Below are 18,826 nucleotides of genomic sequence, written 5' to 3'. Positions count from 1 at the left end.
TATTCGTTTAAAATAATGCCGTAGTAACCTGAGATAAGAGGAAGATCTGGACTATGCTTTTTCTTCCCAAACCTGCACCAGGTGTATCAATGTTTCTACAGATTTTTGCATATCCTGGATACTTACATATTCCTGTTTGCCATGAAAAGCCATTTCCCCGGTAAAGATATCCGGGAACGGGATACCCATAAAAGACAATCTTGAGCCATCCGTACCACCCCTTGCGCTGCTTTTTTTGAACGTAACGCCACTCCGTTCCATCGCGATCTTTACATATTCTCCAATCTGGGGATGCAGATCCACGATCTCCTTCATATTCCGGTATTGTTCCCTGCTCTCAAATTCGTACCGGCTACCCGGATACCGGCCGGTTGCCTGTTTTGCAAATTGTTCCAGCCGGGCTTCGTGCAGTTTTAGTTTCGAAGTTTCAAAATCCCGTATAATAAAGCTTAGCGAGGCTTTTTCTGCCCCACCCTCAATGTGAACGGGATGCACAAATCCTTCCCGGTCCTCTGTTGTTTCCGGGCTAAAGCCATCCCTGGGCAAAAGGTCCAGGAATGTTCCCGAAATTTTTATCGCATTGATCAGTTTATCCTTAGCATAACCGGGATGAATACTATTTCCATAAAAATGAATGGTAACGCCATTGGCGCTAAATGTTTCGTCCGTATAACTGCCTCTTTCTCCCCCATCAAGCGTATATCCAAAATCAGCACCCAATTTTTCCAGGTTTACATGATCTACGCCACGCCCAATCTCCTCATCCGGCGTAAACAAAATTTTAATCGTACCATGCTTTACATCCGGATGGGTGGTCAGATAATTTGCCAGGTCCATAATAATGGCCACACCGGCCTTATCATCTGCGCCCAGCAAGGTGGTACCGGATGCTGTAATGATATCTTCACCCCGTTTTGTTTTTAAATAGGGATGATCTCCGGGCCGTATGACCTGCTGAGGGTCGTCTGGCAAAACAATATCCCTGCAATCATAATTCTGATGTACAATAGGTTTTACATCCTTACCTGAACAATCGGAAGAAGTATCTACGTGGCTGCAAAAACAGATAACCGGCACCTGCTTCCCTGTATTGGCCGGTATAGTGGCATATACATATCCAAAGTCATCAAGCATTGCATCCTTTATACCCATCGCTTTCAGCTCCTCCACCAGGATTATACTTAAGTCCTTCTGACGGCTGGTAGAAGGCACAGTATCTGAGTAAGGATCACTTTGGGTGTCGATCGTCACATACTTTAAAAAACGGTCAGAAACTGTAAAATTGTAAGTCATGGTCCCCAATTCTGTTAACACAAAAATATTTAAAAAAAACAACGCGTCAAAAGGCAATAAAAACACTATCAATACATTACAAAGCACACGCGGTGTAAAAATAAATATAAAAGCAGCTCCTAAAGCTGCTTTTATCAAATGATCATCCTGCCGTTATTACGGCATAATAATCAGGGGGCTTCCGCCTTCTATTTCTACCAGTTCCAGGTCAAAAACAAGGTCTTTGCCTGCAAGCGGGTGATTGGCGTCAAGCACAATTTTATCTTCTGTAATTTCTTTTACCGTTACCTGAAATTGCTGTCCCTGAGGATCACTCATTACCAGGGGCATTCCAACTTCCACTTCCATATCCTGTGGCAAGCGGTCTTTGGGCATTTCTATGATCATATCCGGGTTTACTGCTCCATAAGCTTCTTCTGCAGGGATTGTAATGGTTTTTTTGTCGCCAACAGCCATACCTGTAACGCCGTCGTCAAAACCCTTGATCACCATGCCGCTTCCAATCTCAAACGGCAGTGGATCCCGGCCTTCGGAAGAGTCGAATGTTTCCCCGGTGGTCAGTTTTCCGTGGTAATGAACCTTTACTTTATCGCCTTTTTTTGCTTGTTGCATTGATTGAATTTAAAATGAATAAACGTATTTGCGGGCAAGGTAGGCTTTTTTGCGCAGATGCCATAATTTGAAATCCCCCATACAAGGGCCCTTACACCGTTATTTTTGGGGAAACCGGGGCTTTGCATTACTGCTTCTATTTGCAGCATGCACCGCCGGCAGCAACACTCCCTGGTACACGTCAGGTATGTCCGCCAAAGCTTGTATACTACGATTCCACAGCGGATCCTTTGCTACCATTAAAAATTGAATGGTTGGATCCCTAAGAGCTTTACCCGGTTTGCTATTTAAAGATAGATGATTTACCGTTATTTTTGTGGGATGATGTTGAATGAGCGGGCAAAAAGTTTACGGATTGTATTTATGGGAACCCCGGAGTTTGCGGTTGCAAGTCTGGACGCCCTGGTTAAGGCCGGGTGTACCATTGCAGGCGTAATCACCGCCCCCGATAAGCCGGCCGGGAGGGGTATGGAATTACAGCAAAGCGCGGTAAAAAAATATGCGGAGGAACATCAGCTGTTGGTATTACAGCCCGATAAACTGAAGAACCCGGATTTTCTTGAGGCACTGCGCGGTTTGAAAGCCGACCTCCAGATCTGCGTTGCTTTCCGGATGCTCCCGGAAATAGTGTGGAACATGCCGCCCATGGGCACCATCAACCTGCATGGCTCCCTACTGCCCCAATACCGGGGCGCCGCACCGATTAACTGGGCCGTGATCAATGGTGAAAAAGAAACAGGGGTAACTACTTTTAAACTGCAACACGAAATTGACACCGGGCATATATTGCTGCAGGACCGTTTTCCTATTGGTACAGAAGATACGGCCGGTACCGTTCATGATATTATGAAGGAGGTGGGTGCCCGTCTGTTGGTAAAAACCGTACAGGGGCTGGCCGACCATACCCTCACAGAAACTCCGCAACAGGTATCTGCAGATATGGTGCTGCACCACGCACCAAAGATCTTTACCGAAACCTGCCTGATCGATTTTAACCAGCCGGTTGCCAGGGTACACAACCTTGTAAGAGGCCTTTCACCTTACCCCGGAGCCTTCACTTTTTTTAACGGTAAAAAACTGAAAGTATTCAGTGCGATTGCCAAAGATGAACCTGCCGGTATACCACCAGGGCGGTATACAACGGACACAAAAACGCATCTTTCCTTCGCCTGTGCTGATGGGTTCCTGGAAGTAAAAGAAATACAGCTGGAAGGGAAAAAGCGTATGATGATAGCCGATTTCCTGCGCGGTTATCAGTTTAAATAATAGGAAGCTTCGTCCTGAGGCAAGCACCTTACAGATGCAAACCGGGTAAGATCGGCTTTGATTGAATCAGTTTAGCATAAAGTTTGCAGGCCTATGAGCATACAGGGTATCCTGTATCCAAAAAGCCCTACTATGAAAAGAACATATACACTGATCCTCATCTTCTATATTATTGCATCGCTTATTGTTTTTGCATTTGTAAAATTAAGTCCGGATCATGCCGATGGTACGCCGGGCCTTGGCAGCAGTGCGCTTGTCTTTTTTATGGTATTGATCGCCCTGCTGGTAATCATTAATATTATAAAAGGGTTCACCGTAAAAGGAGGCTTTTTTTGGGTTGCGTTGCTTCACGGGTTTATATTACTCCTGCTCTATTTTGGACTGTTTTATCGTTGAACTCAGCCTCTGTAATGCCTTTTTAAAAAATCGGAAGCCGTTTGTACCTCGATAATTGCGAAATAAAAGTCCCTTGTATTTTCGGTTATAATATGGCTGCAATTGGCATTATAGGCCGCAAAATATTGTAACCCGTCTTCAAAATCATTTACATGCTTATCTGTTGCAGCCTGTTGTACTTCCTTAGTGCCACAATCTGCAATAGAAAAATGTGTTGCCAGTAGTCCGATGCGTTCTTTTGCAGACCGGGTTCCATGTTTTTTCTCTGCAAAATAATACGTGATTGCCAAACTTACAGAGGTGGTTACCAACGGATATCCTTTAGCCGTAGCCCAGCTTAAGACACGTGAGGCATAGGTAAACAATGGATATTCTTTATTGATCACCGCTACCAGGATATTTGCATCAATAAATAACTTCATGACAGGAGCTATTTATGGCGTTTATAATAAGCTGCTTTTTGTTTTTTGCCCAAAGGTTTGGCGTTATACGTAGCCGGCCCTTCGGCCACCATGCTTACCCAATCTTCGATGGGAATGTGCTCAATGTTGTGATGCTGGCCCGTGGCAATGACCTTCTGCAACAATAATTCTACAAGCCGGGAAAGACTTAACCCCTGGGAAGCAGCATATTCTTTTGCATCTTCGATAACAGCACTGTTAAAGCTTAAAGTAACTTTGGCGTCCATAGTTGTTCATTTATACGACAAAGCTAAAAATTTTATACGTATTAAAATAAACTTCTTTTTGTACGCACCACCAATTATTGTGCTTTCCGCATAACCTATTGCATACCAGTCCTTATTGCAAAAGTGTCACTTGTATCAATAGCGTGTAATTAATGCGAAACAACTACATCAAAATCCGAAGCATTGATCCGAAGCGCAGTAGCGGCGGCATCACTGATGCGGGCTGCTGGCCCGTTCTTCTGTTTTAAGCTTTTAATATCACCCAGTACTTTGGCATAAACCGTTGTATTGGCTTTGGGGTTAGACAGTTTCACAATCGTTCCGGAAGGAATATCATCGATCAATGCATAATACTTTCCATCATCCCAGCCCTTATCTGTTTTAAATACTCCCGCATGTACCGACCGCTCTGTAGTAGATACCGTACCAGTTTGCGCCTCATAGGCATTTTTAAAGAATCCGGTTTCATCAAAACCCGCCGGAGGAGGCGCCACATCTGCTACGGGAGCAGAAGAAACCGATTCCGGAGATTTCCCTTTGGATGACTTTGCTGGTTCTTTTTTTGCGATCGCTTCCGGTGCCGGCTCAGCTTTTGCTTCACGGTCTTTCTGTTCCTGTTGTGCAGCCGCCTGTTCCGCTGTACCAAGGAAACGGGACGCAATATATCCGGTTATACCTTCGCTGGTGCGTATTGCAGCCCAATCACCATTGGTATCACCGGTCACGGTTACCATTTCGCTATTTTCTGCTTTTCCCACAACCGGCTCGCTGGTGGCCGGTCCTTTACGGATATTGATGCCGGAGCCCACAATGGCCATTTGTTTTTCAGCTTTTGCAGCAGGCTGTTCTTTTTTAACGACCGGGCGTTCAACTACTTCGGCAGACGGATCAATAAGATATTGTGTTGCAGCATATCCTTCTATGCCATCATTGGTGCGTACAGCGGCCCACTCATCATTTACCCGGCGCACCAGGGTAAGGAGCTCGTCTTTCTGTACCTGTCCAACCACCGCCTGATCCGTTCCCGGACCTTTACGAATATTAATATAGGTATCCGTGGCAGCTTTTACTTTTTGCCCTGCATTCTTTTTCACATCAGTTCGAGCCACTTCTTTTTGCTCATCCTTGCTTTTTTCAGTTACAGCTTCAAGAAACTGGGCAGCCATATAACCTTTTTTGCCATCGCTCGTGCGAACCGCAGCCCATTCATCGTTGATCTTACGGGTTACCGTCACCACCTCATCTTTTTCAACACGGCCTATAACCTGCTCATCCGTTGCCGGAGCCCTTCTTATATTTACTGCTGAGGTTACCGTTACTTTCATCCCCGCCTTTAGATCAAGGCTGGTTTTAGCTGTTTCCTTTTCCTCAGCCGGCTGTGAAGTTGCTGCCGGTTCAAGGAATTGTGCAGCAATATATCCTTTTTTGCCCTCAACGGTACGCACTTCCGCCCAATCCTCGTTTGCCATACGAACCACGGTTACCATTTCATCTCTCTGCAAAGTGCCTACTACCGGCTGGCTGGTACTGGCGCCCTTCCGGATATTCACTGCTGAGGTTACCGCTACTTTCTTACCTGCTTTGAGGTCGGAACCGGTTTTGGCTGTTTCCTTCTCTTCAGCCGGCTGTGGCGCAACAGCCGGTTCGAGATACTGTGTGGCCATATAGCCCTTTTTGCCTTCGCTGGTACGCACCTCTGCCCAGTCGCTGTTCGTTATACGAATGATCGTAACCACGTCATCTTTCTGTAAGGTACTCACAACCGGCTGGCTGGTGCTGGCGCCCTTCCGGATATTCACTGCTGAGGTTACCGCTACTTTTTTGCCCGCCTTTAAAGCAGTACCTGTACCGCTTTTGGCCGTTTCCCGTTTTGCCTCTTCAGGTTGTTCTTTTTTAGCCGAAGCATTATCGGTCAGGTACCCAACCAGGATATCCTGTCCCCTGGAAACATTATCCTTGTGTAATTTATTCCATGATTTCAGGGTTTTCACATCTACCCGGTTAAATTTCCGGCTGATACTGGCCAGGTTATCCTTAGAACCCGCCTCATAGTAAACGGGGATACCTTTTTTTGATTTTGTATTCAGGTTGGAAGCCGTTACCGGCACTTTCACCATTTGCCCGATCTTCAGATCCTGGCTGGCTTTCATACCATTCGCCTTCGCCAATGAAGAAAGCGACACCCCATATTTGGTACTTAAATACTGTAATGATTCTCCGGAAGTAACCCGGTGTTCCACCACTGTTCCTTTAGAAGTGGCAACAGCAGTCAGTTTCTTCTGCGCCTGGGCAGATCCCATTAATAAAATCAATCCGGCCGTAACAATAAACGATTTCATGTATTCTAGATGTGTCTTGAAAAATTCCTTACTAATACACGAATTTACAATAATATTTACAACTAAACAGCTTTAGAATTTGTTAACAAAAGGAATATTGCGACAGAAAAGACCGCATATTTTGGAAATTAGTACCTTTGCGCCCCTATGTTTATAGAAGTTTTTAAATCCAAGATCCACCGGGCTATTGTAACTGAGGCTTTTCTCAATTACATGGGCAGCATTACCATTGATGAAGACCTCATGGATGCCGCTAACCTGATTGAAAATGAAAAAGTTCAGGTTGTAAATGTACATAACGGGGAGCGACTGGAAACCTATGTGATCAAAGGAAAAAGAGGTTCCGGTACCATTTGCCTTAATGGCCCTGCAGCCCGTAAGGCACAGGTGGGTGATCCGGTTATTATTATTTCCTATGCTTCCATGGATTTTGAGGAAGCCAAAAAACACCAGCCTACGATCATTTTTCCCAAAGAAGGGAACAAACTTTAGAGCCGTTAGCGATCAGCACCTGAGCTTTGGAATGGAATTGAACGTTGAAACTTGAGAATAGAGCTATCACATCGAGTGTCAAAAGCAGATCTGACCTGGAACTTTAAACCTGGATCCAACATTTATTTTTCCTGGTGAAACACGATCTTTGTATTCCCGATCCAGAAATAATCACCTTCCTTCAACAGCACTTCCGTTGTATCGGATAAACGGATCGAGTTTTTTTCAGTATTAAAATAGGTCCCATTCTTGCTGGGAGCTTTGTCCTGTAAAAAATAAGTATATCCATTTGCAGTATCCGGCTTACGGATAATCTGGCAATGGTTTTTTGAAATAAACCGGTCGGAGGTCCGGATGCCGAAATCGGCCATCGTTCCCGGAGCATCATTCCAGCGCCCGATCGTCACCAGGTCCTTATTAATAAAAAAATGCTGTCCTTCTGTGAGGATATTTGGCTCTACCTCTATATAGGCACCTGCATTCCGTTCTCCCAAAGCAGGATCAATATCAATGATCTCAACCGGCTTATCCGGAGCATCAATTTTCCCATCCAATCCATTGTAAAAGAACTGGCTCAATTCCCTGCCCGTTTTAAAACGGTTGAGTGGATTTTTTTCGAGGCAGCGCAGTACCAGCATTTCCAGCCATGCCGGAATATCACATTCCTCCGGGCGTTGTCCTTCATTTCTTTCTATGGCTTCCATCCGCTTCCGGCAAATATCGGGCACAGGAGCGCTTTTATGCTTTTCTTCCAGTGCAATCATCTCATTGGCCTGTTTGTAGTCCTTTACGGGGAAGGGTACCTGGCCGGCAAGCAGCTCAAACAAAACGATTCCCAGGCTGTAGATATCAGAAGGGGTATCTACCAATTGTCCGCGCCATTTTTCCGGAGCCTTGTACTCTGCCATGCCGTCTTCTTTCTTGCTGTGCCGCACTGCATCAGGGTCAGCAAACGACAATCCGAAATCGATGAGTACATACCGGTATGAACCATCTTCATTCTTTGTGCGGATAATATTCTTGGGATTGATATCATTATGAATAATAGCATTCCGGTTAATGATCACCGAATCCGATAGCCAATGCTGCGGTGGCGTATCATAGGTATGATAGTGATGACAGTAACTCAGCGCCGATGCCATTTGCGTAATCATTTCCAGGGTATCCTCAATGGAAAAATAGCCCTCCCGCTGAATAATAGACTCCAGCGTTTCCCCGTCTACATATTCCATCTCCAGGGAAGGTTTATTATCCAGTATGTACTCGTCGTAGATCTTTACAATATTGGGATGATCCAGCCGTTTCAGGATCTCCACTTCATTCTTAAAGTCGCGGTACTCTTTGGCATCCTCATTATCCAGCACAAAATCCAGTTGTTTCAGGGCAACGATATGCTCCGGGTCATCCTTGCTCCTTGCCTTAAAAACGGCCGAAAATCCGCCATGACCAATTACCTTAAGAATATCATATTTCAATGCTAATTCCTGCATTACTTTCACGCTTAACGCATAAGGCTGATGGCTGAATGCCGGTTAGCGCCTATTGCAAATTTTCTTTACTAAATAAATTATTTTCTTTTTTGATGTACAATGCCTTCTGCTTATTTAATCCAGCAACTGAAACTCCAGAACGATCGTATCATTAAAACAAATGGAATCCCCGTCTTTTAAGATATGTGGCACCGCCGCATTGCTCAGGCTGATCCCCGAAAAATCATCCAGCGATGCATTAAAGATCTTGATCTTATGCGAAGGATTGTTCAGGAATTTAGACCGGTAAATCTTATAGGCTCCAATTTCTTTATCAAATACGATCACCGCATGCGAACGGCTGATGAAATTATTGATCTTGTAAGACGCTTCATTTTTTTCCTCGATCCCTACAAAGGCAATGTCATTATGGATCTTGGGACCATTCTCAATTTTGGGATCCTTTCCCCGGCCGATAAAATAGTGTTTGCCGCTCGGTTCCAGGATATATTCCGGCTCCCAGGTAATACCCTCCGTTGCAACAACCCTCGCCTTCCGTTTTTTCAGGATATCTTTTGGAGTCAGCACTTCTACTCCGATTCCATCTGTAATAGCCGTTACCTTTTCCGTATCGGGCGATTCATGGATCACCTCCATACTCAAATCCTCTTTATAGCTAATCCCGCGTGATTTAAATTCGCGCTTGATCCGGTTAATGAACTGCGGATCTTTCACCAGGCTCATCAGTCCCACATTTTCAATGGCATTATCCTTGTACGCCGAATGAAACACCAGTCCTGAGATTACGGTACTACTATATCCCAGCATTCGTACTGTTTGAGAAATAGCACCAAGCGTGATTTCTTTTAATGCTTCTATATTATCCACCCGTACAGATGAAGTTACAGAAACCGGAGCCTTTGGAGCTACAGGCGTTTTTGCGGATTCATCAGTCGCGCTTTTTTTTTCAATCGATCCGAAAGAAGCGTCATCTGCATTGAGCTTCTCCGAAAACTGTTCAAATTTTTTCTTAAACCAATTCATATTGTTGGATTCTATGTTTTGTTTGTATTCAACCGCCGGTGATCAGCTTTCAGTTATTCGTTCTTATTTAATGTCTACTGAAGACTGAGAACTGACAACTGAAGACTGAGAACTGACAACTGAAGACTGATAGCTACATACCTTGCCTTAAAAATACCCCGCTCCTTTCAGCTGTTTTAAAATATCCACTGCAAGCGTCTTTGCGTACTCCGAATTACCGATTTCCTCAATACGGATCGTAAATGCAATCGGCGCCCTTAATTTAGGCGAAGCTACAAAAAATGTGTACCAGGAGTCTGTAACGCGCTTCAGCTCCGTTTTCTCGCCTTTCTTTACCAGTTTATCCCGCTCAGGACTTCCGGTTTTCCCATGCACTTCCAGTCCGGATGCCGCGGATACCTTGGAGGATTGTTCCCTCATAAAATCACTGATCAACGCAGCGATCCGCGGTTGACTCGCTACCGGGGTTTCCTTTTGTGTAACCAGCTTGTTATTCCAGCTTTTAAACAGGAAACGGGATGGTTGTAAGATCCCGCTGTCTGCAAGGGCACCCGACATCTTCGCCAGGTGCAGCGGTGTAGCGGAAAGCTCGCCCTGTCCCCAGGCAATATCGGAATAGGGCGACATCAGTCTTCTTCGCGTGTTCATTAACCGCTGGCTGTTAAAGATATTTTTACCCCGGGCCACAAAAGCACCCCATTCTTTAAAATAGGTTTCGCTGTCATAATCCTCCGGTCGTTGAAAATGAAAACCACCGCGGTTGAGGATATTCATACCCAATGCATCGTATACATTAAATAAGGACGCCTGCAGGTTTTTATCATTTGCCAGTTTAATAAAATATACGTTGCTGGAGTGCACAATGGCGGTACGCATATCTACATTCATATTCACCGGTTCACCCTGATGGATCACTTCTTCCGGATATACAAAATAACTGAACTGCGCAGCAGACGGGCCATACTGGTTCATGGCTGCAGTTGCATCAATGATCTTCACCGTAGATCCCGGCCTCGAATTGAAGGTAATACCCAGGTCCTGCGGCACAACTACCCGGTCCTGGAAGATCTGCTTAAAAATGGTACGGTAATCGGAAGGATCAATATTACTGATCAGTTTCAGATCTTTATAGGAAGGTGCCGGGTTAGAAGCAGAAGCCAGCACATCACCTGTACTTGCATTGACCGCAACCACCGAAGTGCGGAACGGGCTGGACGCTGCCGTGTTTTGGATCACCGCGCTGATCTTCTGGTTCAGTGCCACATCCAGCGAAAGCTGAATATCTTTGTCTTTATTATTTTGCAACTCCACCCACTGGCCGTCCTTTCCTTCTTTTAAAATCGGTGCAAGAGCACTATAATCATATTTCACCAGTTCCGACTCCTTTTGGGTAACGGGCAGGAAACGGTCTTCCCGGTAACGGTCCGATGTTTTCTGAGCCGTGGCATAGGTAACATCAAATCCCTTCAACAGGGTGTAATGCCGGTACTCCGCCGCATAACCCGCCGCCTCTTCGTTGGCGATTTCCTTATTATAATCGCCCAGCCAGAACAATAGATCGGCACCAAATGGATAATACCGGTTCTGATCCCGTTTCAATTGCTCCGCATATAGCGCAGGGTTGGCACCTAAAGGAACCAGCTTATTCTTAAACTTATCAAAAGTGGCCTTGCTGGATGTTGCCAGCAATACACCATTACGATCGTAGATATTACCAGAGCGGATCTCGCGCAAAAAGATCCCGATGCGCGGATTGTAGCTGTATTGCCAGGCACCCTTACGATTCAATACCAGCGCCGGTTTGGTAATATAGGTATCTGATTTATATTGATACCAGAACAGGGTGCCGATAAAAAAGACCAATACTGCAAAAAAGGTAAGAATTGCATAGGCATTTACATTATCATAGTTCTTTTTTACATAGTCCATTTCCAGGGCATCTCCCTTCTCATTCGAAAGCAACACAACCACCAGGAACGCAGCCAGCGTAATAATGATACCCGCATTTCCTTTACTAAGAAAAGGAACAGAAATGCCCGTAAGCGGGATCAGTCCCAGGGTACCGGCCGTGATCAGGAAAAACTGAAGCATGGTGGCAATGGCAACACCAGCCACGAGGTAAAAAAGAAAGGGCTTACCCGTACGGCGGGCAGCCAGCAGCGAGCGATAGGTGAGCAAACCAAAGGCCAGGAACACAGCAATCAATGCAATCAGTCCCAGCTCCTCTCCCATACTTTCCAGGATCATATCTGTATGATAGGCCGGCATTACACTTGAAAATCCTTTTCCCAGCCCCTGGCCAAAGAACCCGCCGGCATTCAGCGACCAGATCCCGTGCGCCACCTGGTCTCCGCCAATGAGTTTGTTCTCCCAGATATCCTTAAACATCCCGTTCCGATCCGCCAGGCGCTGCGTAAACTCAAAAGGCAGCGCCGCCAGCAGGATAAACGAGGAGATGATCAAAATGATAAAGGCAACCGACTCATACCGCTTTTTGAAGAACGCATAACCCAATGTTCCCACGCTGGCGATGGTGGCCAGCAAGGGCAGATAATTATGTTGGGTACTATTAATAAACCGGGAGGTAATCAGCAATAGGATTACATAGATCACTGCGGCCAGCACCATCTGGAAAAATTCTTCCTTTGCAAAAGCATAAAAGAATAAGAATGTAAGGCAAAGAACAATGGCCGGGCCCAGGTCTCCCAACAAAGCATATACACCCAACAGGAAAACAAATAACAACAACATTTTTATGTTGTTGCGCGTTAGCCAGCGGTTATCCGGAATGTTCCGGAAATATTCTGCATTCACCGCAAAATAAGCTGCAAAAAATACCACCATGCAGAATTTCGACAATTCGCTTACCTGGAACCCGAACAGGTTTACTTTTACACCGCTGCCTTCCGGCCCCGTTCCAATAAAAGCCAGCATTACCATCAGGAATATAGACAGCAGCATCCAGGAATAGCCGCGCGGAGCTTTTAATCCGCCGGATAGCGGCAACAGGTTGTATACCGGATCAAACCATTTTGAATGATAAAAACGCATAACCGCATGTTCCTTCAGGAAGAACAACAACACGGAAAAGAACAACAATACTCCTGCTACACACCGCGCCATACCGCTTCCATGAATGATATCACGCAGCGGATCCTGCATACTGTACAGTACAATAATACCCGTACCGGAAAGAAAAAATAACAGGGGCAGGATAAACTGATCGCTCCGGTAGTTCTTAAGCCAGAGTACAAAATGAAAGATCCAGAATGCCAGCACAAACAACACCAGGTGTGTAAGATATTCCTTCTTAAAATCGGCCGGGGTACGCACCGTAAAGATCTTATCACTTTTAATCTGGCGGAATTCTGTACGATCCAGGATACGGATCCGGTGTGCTTTTCCCGCGAAATCAAACGACTGATCTCCCTGGATAGCCGCAATACCTTTTGCCGGACCAAAATCATAACCCGGCTTTATCGCCATCACCCGGTAGTTGCTGTTTTCCTTCAGGTTGTAAAACTCATACGATCCGTTTTCGTTGGTACGTGCAAAAAATTCCACCGGATCATTGCCGGCCTGTACGCTCAGCGTATCGTAATAATTGGAAGGGAAGATCTCTGTTAGCTTAACCAACACACCGCCGCCAGCCTGTGCCGTACTACTGTCGGAAGCCGCCAGCCTTACCTTGCCATGAATGGATAATTTTGTCTTGGTATTCTGCACGGCCACTTCATCCGGGTACTTTGCCGGACTTTTTAATTCGGTGGCATAAAGCGCACTGTCCATATCCAGCTGGGTGATCGCATTTAAAAACCGGAGCTTTCCGGATTCGCTGGAGGTATTTAAAAACTCCGTAGCCGGGATCATCAGACTGTTCTTATTCAGCGCGCCCAGGTTAGGTAATGCGCCCTGTTTTTCTACCAGTGTTTTTATTTTTCCGGCAATAAAACGGATGTATTCCTCATCCGTAAAATAGCCACCTTTGGCAAAGATCTGCTGCAGTGTAGCTGCTTGCACCGGCGCAACGAGATTTACCATTTTCCCGCTTTCATATCCGTAATCTGAATTGATAAAATCTTCTTTCTTATGCTGGTAATACTGGAAGGCCATAATGCCGATCAACAGGGTAACAGCAGCCAGCAGCACCCGCTCTATTCTTCTTGGATATAACGTTACTTTCTTCTTCATTTCTTAATAACCTTGCAGTGCATTGCGGCGAACACTATCCCGGTAGATGGTATCCGTTGCGTTAATCAATGTGTCCAGTTGCCGCAACCGGGCGCTGTCTGTTATCGGCAAACTATCTACCGGAACAATCGTCGGATCCGGTACGATTGCGGGTTGCTCTTTTGTTGCAAAAAAGGATTTAGTTCCCGTCCAATTCATCAAAAAGCCAACGATAAATGCGATGATCACGGGCCATATGTTTATTTTTTTTTTGGAGGAAGTTGTATGCATAACGGGCATTGCTTCATTGGATTCATAATCGGGTGCTGCAATCGGGATCTCGATGGCCTCCCTGGTTCTTTTACGTCCCGGTTTTTTGGCTGCCGTATACGTAGCCAGTACTACGGTGATATTATCTTTCCCCCCCAATTCATTGGCCTTATCGATCAGCTGCTGTGTTTTAAGCGGAAGCGATCCGGACGAAGACAGTATTTCTGCCATCTGCGCCTGTGTTACCAGGTCGGTGAGACCGTCGGAACAAAATAGTGCAATATCTCCCGGCAAAAAGCTATGCTCCCCGATATCAAAATACTGATTGGAGTCTTCAGCATCCAGGAATAGATCCCCCGCCATTTTGCTAATCTCATTCCGGCGCGGATGCTGCATGGCCTCCGCCTCGGTAAGATAACCGCTGTCTTCCTTCATTCCCACGGAGGAATGATCACGGGTGATTTTTAGCATGCTTCCGTTCCGGTATACATAACCACGGCTATCGCCCACATGGGCCACATACATCATTTCTTTATCTGCATCCAGCACCGCCACCGAAAACACACAGCTCATGCGGTTGAGCGCTTCGTTCTCCCTCCGTTGCTCAAAGATCTTATTATTGGCAGCAATGGCTGCTTCTTTCAGCAGCTGTTGTGGCGCGCCGAAACTAAAATGCTGCAAATATCCTTCGATGGTTTCTTTGGCAATCAGGGCCGCTTCAGCCCCGCCTTCATAGCCTCCTACGCCATCAATAGCGCCAGCCAGCGCACGGGAAGGCGTTGCCCAAAGCTCCGGAACTGCTATGAAATTATCTTCATTCTCCTCCCGCTTGCGGCCCAGATCCGTTTGTCCGTATAAAACGACCGTCCTGCTCATTATTTCACTTTAGATTGTAACAGAAACACCAGGATGATAAAAATCAGCATTACAGTACCCAGCATAGTTTCCCAGAATTAGAAATTAAAATAACAGATCCGCCAACCGGAACCGGCTATACCGCCGCTTTAAAATCCAGCTGAAAGATCCCGCACACAATAGTAGACTCGCTTTTAAGCGGATGCCATGCCGGCTGTTCTCCCACACGGCTCAACTCCAGCTTTTGTTCATTTACAAATGCATCTGCAAATAATGCGATATAGAACGCTCTTGCCGCATCATCATACCGGATCATCATATGCTCTTTTTGCAAACTTCCGCTGGGCTCATTAATACATAGCAAAGTGGCCGTACTCGTCATTCCGTCGATGGCTTTTGTAATTTTCAACTGTTTTTCGCGCATCGGAAAACTATACCGCTGCTTGTTCAGTACAAACTGAATGGTAGCCAGCTTATCCGGAGCAACGCTGTTACGCGAACCCGCGGGCGGCGCCTGCACCGATGTAAAATCCCCCAGGAATTCTTTCCGGAACTTCACCCGGAAATGACCTTTGGATAAAATATCGATATTGGAAAAGGTGGTAGGGTTCAGATCATATTTTGAGTACTTTGAATGCTTACTGCTTACTGATACCTTGATATGCTCAGACGAAAGCTCCGACCAGGACTTTTCTGAAGTGGGCGTGCTAACCACCTGGATGGTGCCCGGCTCAATCTCGCGGTTATCTACTCCGCGTTCTGCCGGGCAATACTGAAAATCCCAAAAGCTTCCGATGGGCTCGTAACGGGGATATTGATCTTTACGCTGATTAATATAGTCGTAAAACTCATCCAGGATCCCTTCGGTAATACCGGCCAGCCGAAGTTCTGCATGTTTGTAGTCCTCCGGCCGCATCAGGATGAGGTAGCTGCAGTCATACATCATCCGTTTGTTGAAGGATTCCCGTTCCACCGTTTCTTTAAAAGAGATCAATATCTGATCTACCAGCGCCTGGTTGGTTAACCGTACCTCTTCTTCCTCCTCTTCATCCGGCAACAGCCATCTTTTTAATTTATCAAACATATTATCAATTTGAAATTTCAATAAAACAAACTCCACTTCTTATGCACTATTCAGCGTTCCCTGTTCACTCTTTATAGCTTCTCAATCCTTCGCTCCACGATCCGCACAATTTTCATTTGTTTATCAAATACCACCGATACATCAATGTTATACGGCGTCCAGTCATCCTCATCGTTTTGCTTTATCTTATACAACATACTAAAATCTACATAAGTATTCCCATTGGGATTATAGGTAAACACATAAGACGAATTGGTGATATCCGCTTCCGTAAACCGCCATTTTCCATGATAGGCCACACATTCTTTTTGAATGCGGGTCAGCAACTCATTCGACCGGTTATAATACTGCTGCACGGTGTCTCTGAAAAACTGAGACAAACTACCACAATCCTGCCGCGTGCGGTAATAATCGTTGATCCTGTTTTTAATGGCCGCCTCTTTTTGTCCCAGGTCCTCACTGGTAACCTCCTGGGTAGACGTCATGGTGTCATTTTGAGCAGCAACCGTATCTTCCGGCTGGATCAGCTGTGGCTCCGGCAGCTCTTGCTTTTTCTGACGGGGCTTTGGAGCCGGCATTTCGGTTTCGGGCTTTTTGGTATCGGGAGTTACGCCAAACATCGACAGGATCTCATCCTTGTTCAGTGCAAAAACAATCAATCCGCTTACAACCAGGAAAACCAGGAAGATGTATCCAAAACGATTGGAGCCGGTTTTTTTTGCGGGATGTGTGGATAGCGGCGGATAAATCGTTTCGATGGGTTGCGGAGGTACCGGGGTAAATACGATCGTTTCGTCGCTCTTTATAGCTCCGGCATCCAGTTTCCGGAGTTCTTTCCGGTCTTCGGGATTTTTACCCAGGTATAAGGGAAGCAATCCCCGCCAGGGCTCCGGGAGCATTGAAGTATCTATATTTTTACGTACGATATGCTCCTGGATCTCAAAATCGGATATCCTGGAAGCATCATAAGGGGCCGTTCCGCTAACGAGATGATAAAAGGTTACCGCAAGGGAATAAATATCGGTTTTATAGGAAAGCGTTTTTACATCGTATACCTGCTCCGGACTCATATACATGAGCGTTCCCATCCGGGAACCGGTTTGGGTTACGGTTACATTATCGCGCAGTTTGGCAATCCCAAAATCCAGGATCTTGATCTGCCCGTCTTCCGTCAGAAAAAGATTGGAGGGTTTTATATCCCGGTGAATGATATTTTTACGATGTGTATACTGGAGTGCATCTACCAGGTCGTTCCACCAGGTGATGAGTTGCAGGTTAGAAAAACGGGAACCCTCCTTCATCCTTTGCGCCAGATCCCTGCCCTCCAGGTATTCCATGATCATACATGGACAGCCATCTACGGTGGAATAATCATAAATGTTCCGGATATGCGGATGATTCAGGTGCACCATCAGCCGGGCCTCATTTTCAAAACGGGCCACCACTTCGGGCATTCCGCAGAAACGCTTTTGAAGTACCTTCACGGCAGCAGGCTTTTGCAGGTAGTTTTCTGCATACCAAACTTCGGCCATACCTCCCTCGCCCAATTTATACTTCAGCTTATAACCGTTGATGGTTGTATTCTCCATGCCTTATTTTACTTGCTTGATCTGCTTATAATAATCCCCACAAATACGCCAGCCAATGATATTCCAAACTTACTTTAAATATTTGGAACTGCCATAGCGCGCTCATTTCGAACATTCAATAGCCAGACAGCCCTTTTTAAAAAACTGAACAGCCTCATTTATAATACCCATTTCCCCTGATAGTAACCTGTAAAATAACAGCCCTTTTGTCTCCGAACCCTTAAAATTGGGATAAAACCGGTGAACGGTGTGTTCAAAACGGTTAGTGACGGCAACCGGCGGTTTCAAAAATCTGTTTTAACTTGCCGCTTATGGTCCCCAATGCCATTCTTGATCAGCTGGAAATGCCCGGAGCCGCCTGTCATCCGGTTCAGGGAGGTGATATTAACCGCGCCTGCTGTTTACATTGGAACCACTCAACCTATTTTCTTAAGATCAATAAGCGCCAGACCTGCCCGGGACTATTTGAAAAAGAGGCCTCCGGCCTGCGCAAACTCGCCCATACTGGTGCGTTCCGGGTGCCGGCACCACTGAAATCAGGCGAAGCAGGCCCCGATCAATACCTGCTGCTGGAATGGCTGGATGCCCATCCCCCTGTACAAACTTCCTGGGAATTACTGGGCCAGGGCCTGGCAAAAATGCACCGGAGCCCACAACCCTTTTTTGGCCTCGAAGAGCACAATTACCTGGCGGTATGGCCCCAGGAAAATACCCCTACGGCAACCTGGCCGGAGTTTTACGGTAACTGCCGGATCCTTCCCATGGTCCGGTCACTTATAGAGACAGGGAAACTGGATCGAACAGACCTGGCGAATGCCCGAGTTTTCTGCCAACGGCTGCCGGATCTTTTCCCTGAAGAACCGCCGGCCCTCCTTCATGGCGACCTATGGAGCGGAAACCTGCTGTTTTTGCCGGATGGTACACCGGCGCTGTTTGATCCCGCCGTATATTATGGTCACCGGGAAATGGACATCGGTATGACCTGTCTGTTTGGAGGATTTGATACCAGCTTTTACCGTGCTTATCATCAAACCTACCCGCTGCAACCCGGATGGCAACAACGGTTACCCTATACGCAGCTTTATCCGCTGTTGTTACACGCCTGGCTTTTTGGCGGGCATTAGACCTCTTTCATAATTCGAAATTCACATTGGTGTAAAAGTTTTTGATATGAAGTTGGGGTAAATTGGTTTTACCTTTGTGATGCGCTATAAACAAATCGGGAATCTTTCGGCTGCTCAGTTTCAAAGGGCTACCGG

The 18,826-nt window shown here is 46.1% G+C and carries 15 protein-coding genes; 4 read left to right on the top strand and 11 right to left on the bottom strand.

The features are described 5' to 3' along the window. Nucleotides 1-51 precede the first annotated feature (51 nt). Both pepT and Q1V85_RS10365 read right to left on the bottom strand, forming a co-directional pair. On the bottom strand, nucleotides 52-1,293 hold the full coding sequence (pepT, locus tag Q1V85_RS10370; protein ID WP_300599600.1) for a peptidase T: 1,242 nt from the start codon (nucleotides 1,291-1,293) through the stop codon (nucleotides 52-54). A gap of 156 nt (nucleotides 1,294-1,449) precedes the next feature. Continuing rightward, on the bottom strand, nucleotides 1,450-1,905 hold the full coding sequence (locus Q1V85_RS10365) for a peptidylprolyl isomerase (protein ID WP_300599598.1): 456 nt from the start codon (nucleotides 1,903-1,905) through the stop codon (nucleotides 1,450-1,452). A 321-nt stretch (nucleotides 1,906-2,226) separates the two neighbouring features. Between Q1V85_RS10365 and fmt the strand changes: the two genes are divergently transcribed. Next, the gene (fmt, locus tag Q1V85_RS10360) at nucleotides 2,227-3,171 is read left to right on the top strand and encodes a methionyl-tRNA formyltransferase (RefSeq protein ID WP_300599596.1); all 945 of its coding nucleotides are present in this window, start codon (nucleotides 2,227-2,229) and stop codon (nucleotides 3,169-3,171) included. A 132-nt stretch (nucleotides 3,172-3,303) separates the two neighbouring features. After that, the gene (locus Q1V85_RS10355; RefSeq protein ID WP_300599594.1) at nucleotides 3,304-3,567 is read left to right on the top strand and encodes a hypothetical protein; all 264 of its coding nucleotides are present in this window, start codon (nucleotides 3,304-3,306) and stop codon (nucleotides 3,565-3,567) included. Between the two features lie 2 nt (nucleotides 3,568-3,569). Here Q1V85_RS10355 and Q1V85_RS10350 read toward each other — a convergent pair whose 3' ends face one another. The 3 genes from Q1V85_RS10350 to Q1V85_RS10340 all read right to left on the bottom strand — a co-directional run bounded on the left by Q1V85_RS10350 (nucleotide 3,570) and on the right by Q1V85_RS10340 (nucleotide 6,594). Further along, nucleotides 3,570-3,989 (bottom strand): PIN domain-containing protein, encoded by a 420-nt coding sequence (locus Q1V85_RS10350; RefSeq protein ID WP_300599592.1) that lies wholly within the window; start codon nucleotides 3,987-3,989, stop codon nucleotides 3,570-3,572. Nucleotides 3,990-3,997: 8 nt separating this feature from the next. Further along, on the bottom strand, nucleotides 3,998-4,255 hold the full coding sequence (locus Q1V85_RS10345; RefSeq protein WP_300599589.1) for a DUF6364 family protein: 258 nt from the start codon (nucleotides 4,253-4,255) through the stop codon (nucleotides 3,998-4,000). 149 nt (nucleotides 4,256-4,404) lie between these two features. Beyond that, complete coding sequence (locus Q1V85_RS10340; RefSeq protein ID WP_300599587.1) at nucleotides 4,405-6,594, bottom strand: SH3 domain-containing protein; 2,190 nt, start codon at nucleotides 6,592-6,594, stop codon at nucleotides 4,405-4,407. A 147-nt stretch (nucleotides 6,595-6,741) separates the two neighbouring features. Here Q1V85_RS10340 and panD point away from each other — a divergent pair, with 147 nt between their 5' ends. Then, on the top strand, nucleotides 6,742-7,086 hold the full coding sequence (gene panD, locus Q1V85_RS10335; RefSeq protein ID WP_300599584.1) for an aspartate 1-decarboxylase: 345 nt from the start codon (nucleotides 6,742-6,744) through the stop codon (nucleotides 7,084-7,086). A gap of 122 nt (nucleotides 7,087-7,208) precedes the next feature. Here panD and Q1V85_RS10330 read toward each other — a convergent pair whose 3' ends face one another. The 6 genes from Q1V85_RS10330 to Q1V85_RS10305 form a co-directional block, all read right to left on the bottom strand. Then, nucleotides 7,209-8,576, bottom strand: coding sequence for an FHA domain-containing serine/threonine-protein kinase (locus Q1V85_RS10330; RefSeq protein ID WP_300599581.1), 1,368 nt, complete (start codon nucleotides 8,574-8,576; stop codon nucleotides 7,209-7,211). Between the two features lie 114 nt (nucleotides 8,577-8,690). Continuing rightward, complete coding sequence (locus tag Q1V85_RS10325) at nucleotides 8,691-9,599, bottom strand: hypothetical protein (RefSeq protein WP_300599580.1); 909 nt, start codon at nucleotides 9,597-9,599, stop codon at nucleotides 8,691-8,693. A 147-nt stretch (nucleotides 9,600-9,746) separates the two neighbouring features. Then, nucleotides 9,747-13,790 carry an FtsW/RodA/SpoVE family cell cycle protein gene (locus Q1V85_RS10320; RefSeq protein WP_300599578.1) on the bottom strand — a complete coding sequence of 1,348 codons (4,044 nt, stop codon included), beginning with the start codon at nucleotides 13,788-13,790 and terminating at the stop codon, nucleotides 9,747-9,749. 3 nt (nucleotides 13,791-13,793) lie between these two features. After that, nucleotides 13,794-14,915 carry a protein phosphatase 2C domain-containing protein gene (locus Q1V85_RS10315; RefSeq protein ID WP_300599577.1) on the bottom strand — a complete coding sequence of 374 codons (1,122 nt, stop codon included), beginning with the start codon at nucleotides 14,913-14,915 and terminating at the stop codon, nucleotides 13,794-13,796. Between the two features lie 115 nt (nucleotides 14,916-15,030). Beyond that, nucleotides 15,031-15,978 carry a hypothetical protein gene (locus Q1V85_RS10310; RefSeq protein ID WP_300599575.1) on the bottom strand — a complete coding sequence of 316 codons (948 nt, stop codon included), beginning with the start codon at nucleotides 15,976-15,978 and terminating at the stop codon, nucleotides 15,031-15,033. Between the two features lie 71 nt (nucleotides 15,979-16,049). Then, a complete protein-coding gene (locus Q1V85_RS10305; protein WP_300599573.1) occupies nucleotides 16,050-17,567 on the bottom strand; it encodes a serine/threonine-protein kinase in 1,518 nt (505 codons plus the stop codon). Between the two features lie 311 nt (nucleotides 17,568-17,878). Between Q1V85_RS10305 and Q1V85_RS10300 the strand changes: the two genes are divergently transcribed. Then, nucleotides 17,879-18,691, top strand: coding sequence for a fructosamine kinase family protein (locus Q1V85_RS10300; RefSeq protein ID WP_300599571.1), 813 nt, complete (start codon nucleotides 17,879-17,881; stop codon nucleotides 18,689-18,691). Nucleotides 18,692-18,826: the final 135 nt, after the last annotated feature.

Origin of the sequence: Niabella sp. (assembly GCF_030150205.1) — a bacterium.
In the GTDB taxonomy this organism is placed as follows: domain Bacteria; phylum Bacteroidota; class Bacteroidia; order Chitinophagales; family Chitinophagaceae; genus Niabella.
This window is presented reverse-complemented; position numbering and strand designations above follow the sequence as displayed.

Bases quoted from the DNA above. Each gene is read 5' to 3' on its own strand.
- pepT (WP_300599600.1), bottom strand. From the start codon at position 1,293: ATGACTTACAATTTTACAGTTTCTGACCGTTTTTTAAAGTATGTGACG.
- Q1V85_RS10365 (WP_300599598.1), bottom strand. From the start codon at position 1,905: ATGCAACAAGCAAAAAAAGGCGATAAAGTAAAGGTTCATTACCACGGA.
- fmt (WP_300599596.1), top strand. From the start codon at position 2,227: ATGATGTTGAATGAGCGGGCAAAAAGTTTACGGATTGTATTTATGGGA.
- Q1V85_RS10355 (WP_300599594.1), top strand. From the start codon at position 3,304: ATGAAAAGAACATATACACTGATCCTCATCTTCTATATTATTGCATCG.
- Q1V85_RS10350 (WP_300599592.1), bottom strand. From the start codon at position 3,989: ATGAAGTTATTTATTGATGCAAATATCCTGGTAGCGGTGATCAATAAA.
- Q1V85_RS10345 (WP_300599589.1), bottom strand. From the start codon at position 4,255: ATGGACGCCAAAGTTACTTTAAGCTTTAACAGTGCTGTTATCGAAGAT.
- Q1V85_RS10340 (WP_300599587.1), bottom strand. From the start codon at position 6,594: ATGAAATCGTTTATTGTTACGGCCGGATTGATTTTATTAATGGGATCT.
- panD (WP_300599584.1), top strand. From the start codon at position 6,742: ATGTTTATAGAAGTTTTTAAATCCAAGATCCACCGGGCTATTGTAACT.
- Q1V85_RS10330 (WP_300599581.1), bottom strand. From the start codon at position 8,576: ATGCAGGAATTAGCATTGAAATATGATATTCTTAAGGTAATTGGTCAT.
- Q1V85_RS10325 (WP_300599580.1), bottom strand. From the start codon at position 9,599: ATGAATTGGTTTAAGAAAAAATTTGAACAGTTTTCGGAGAAGCTCAAT.
- Q1V85_RS10320 (WP_300599578.1), bottom strand. From the start codon at position 13,790: ATGAAGAAGAAAGTAACGTTATATCCAAGAAGAATAGAGCGGGTGCTG.
- Q1V85_RS10315 (WP_300599577.1), bottom strand. From the start codon at position 14,915: ATGAGCAGGACGGTCGTTTTATACGGACAAACGGATCTGGGCCGCAAG.
- Q1V85_RS10310 (WP_300599575.1), bottom strand. From the start codon at position 15,978: ATGTTTGATAAATTAAAAAGATGGCTGTTGCCGGATGAAGAGGAGGAA.
- Q1V85_RS10305 (WP_300599573.1), bottom strand. From the start codon at position 17,567: ATGGAGAATACAACCATCAACGGTTATAAGCTGAAGTATAAATTGGGC.
- Q1V85_RS10300 (WP_300599571.1), top strand. From the start codon at position 17,879: ATGGTCCCCAATGCCATTCTTGATCAGCTGGAAATGCCCGGAGCCGCC.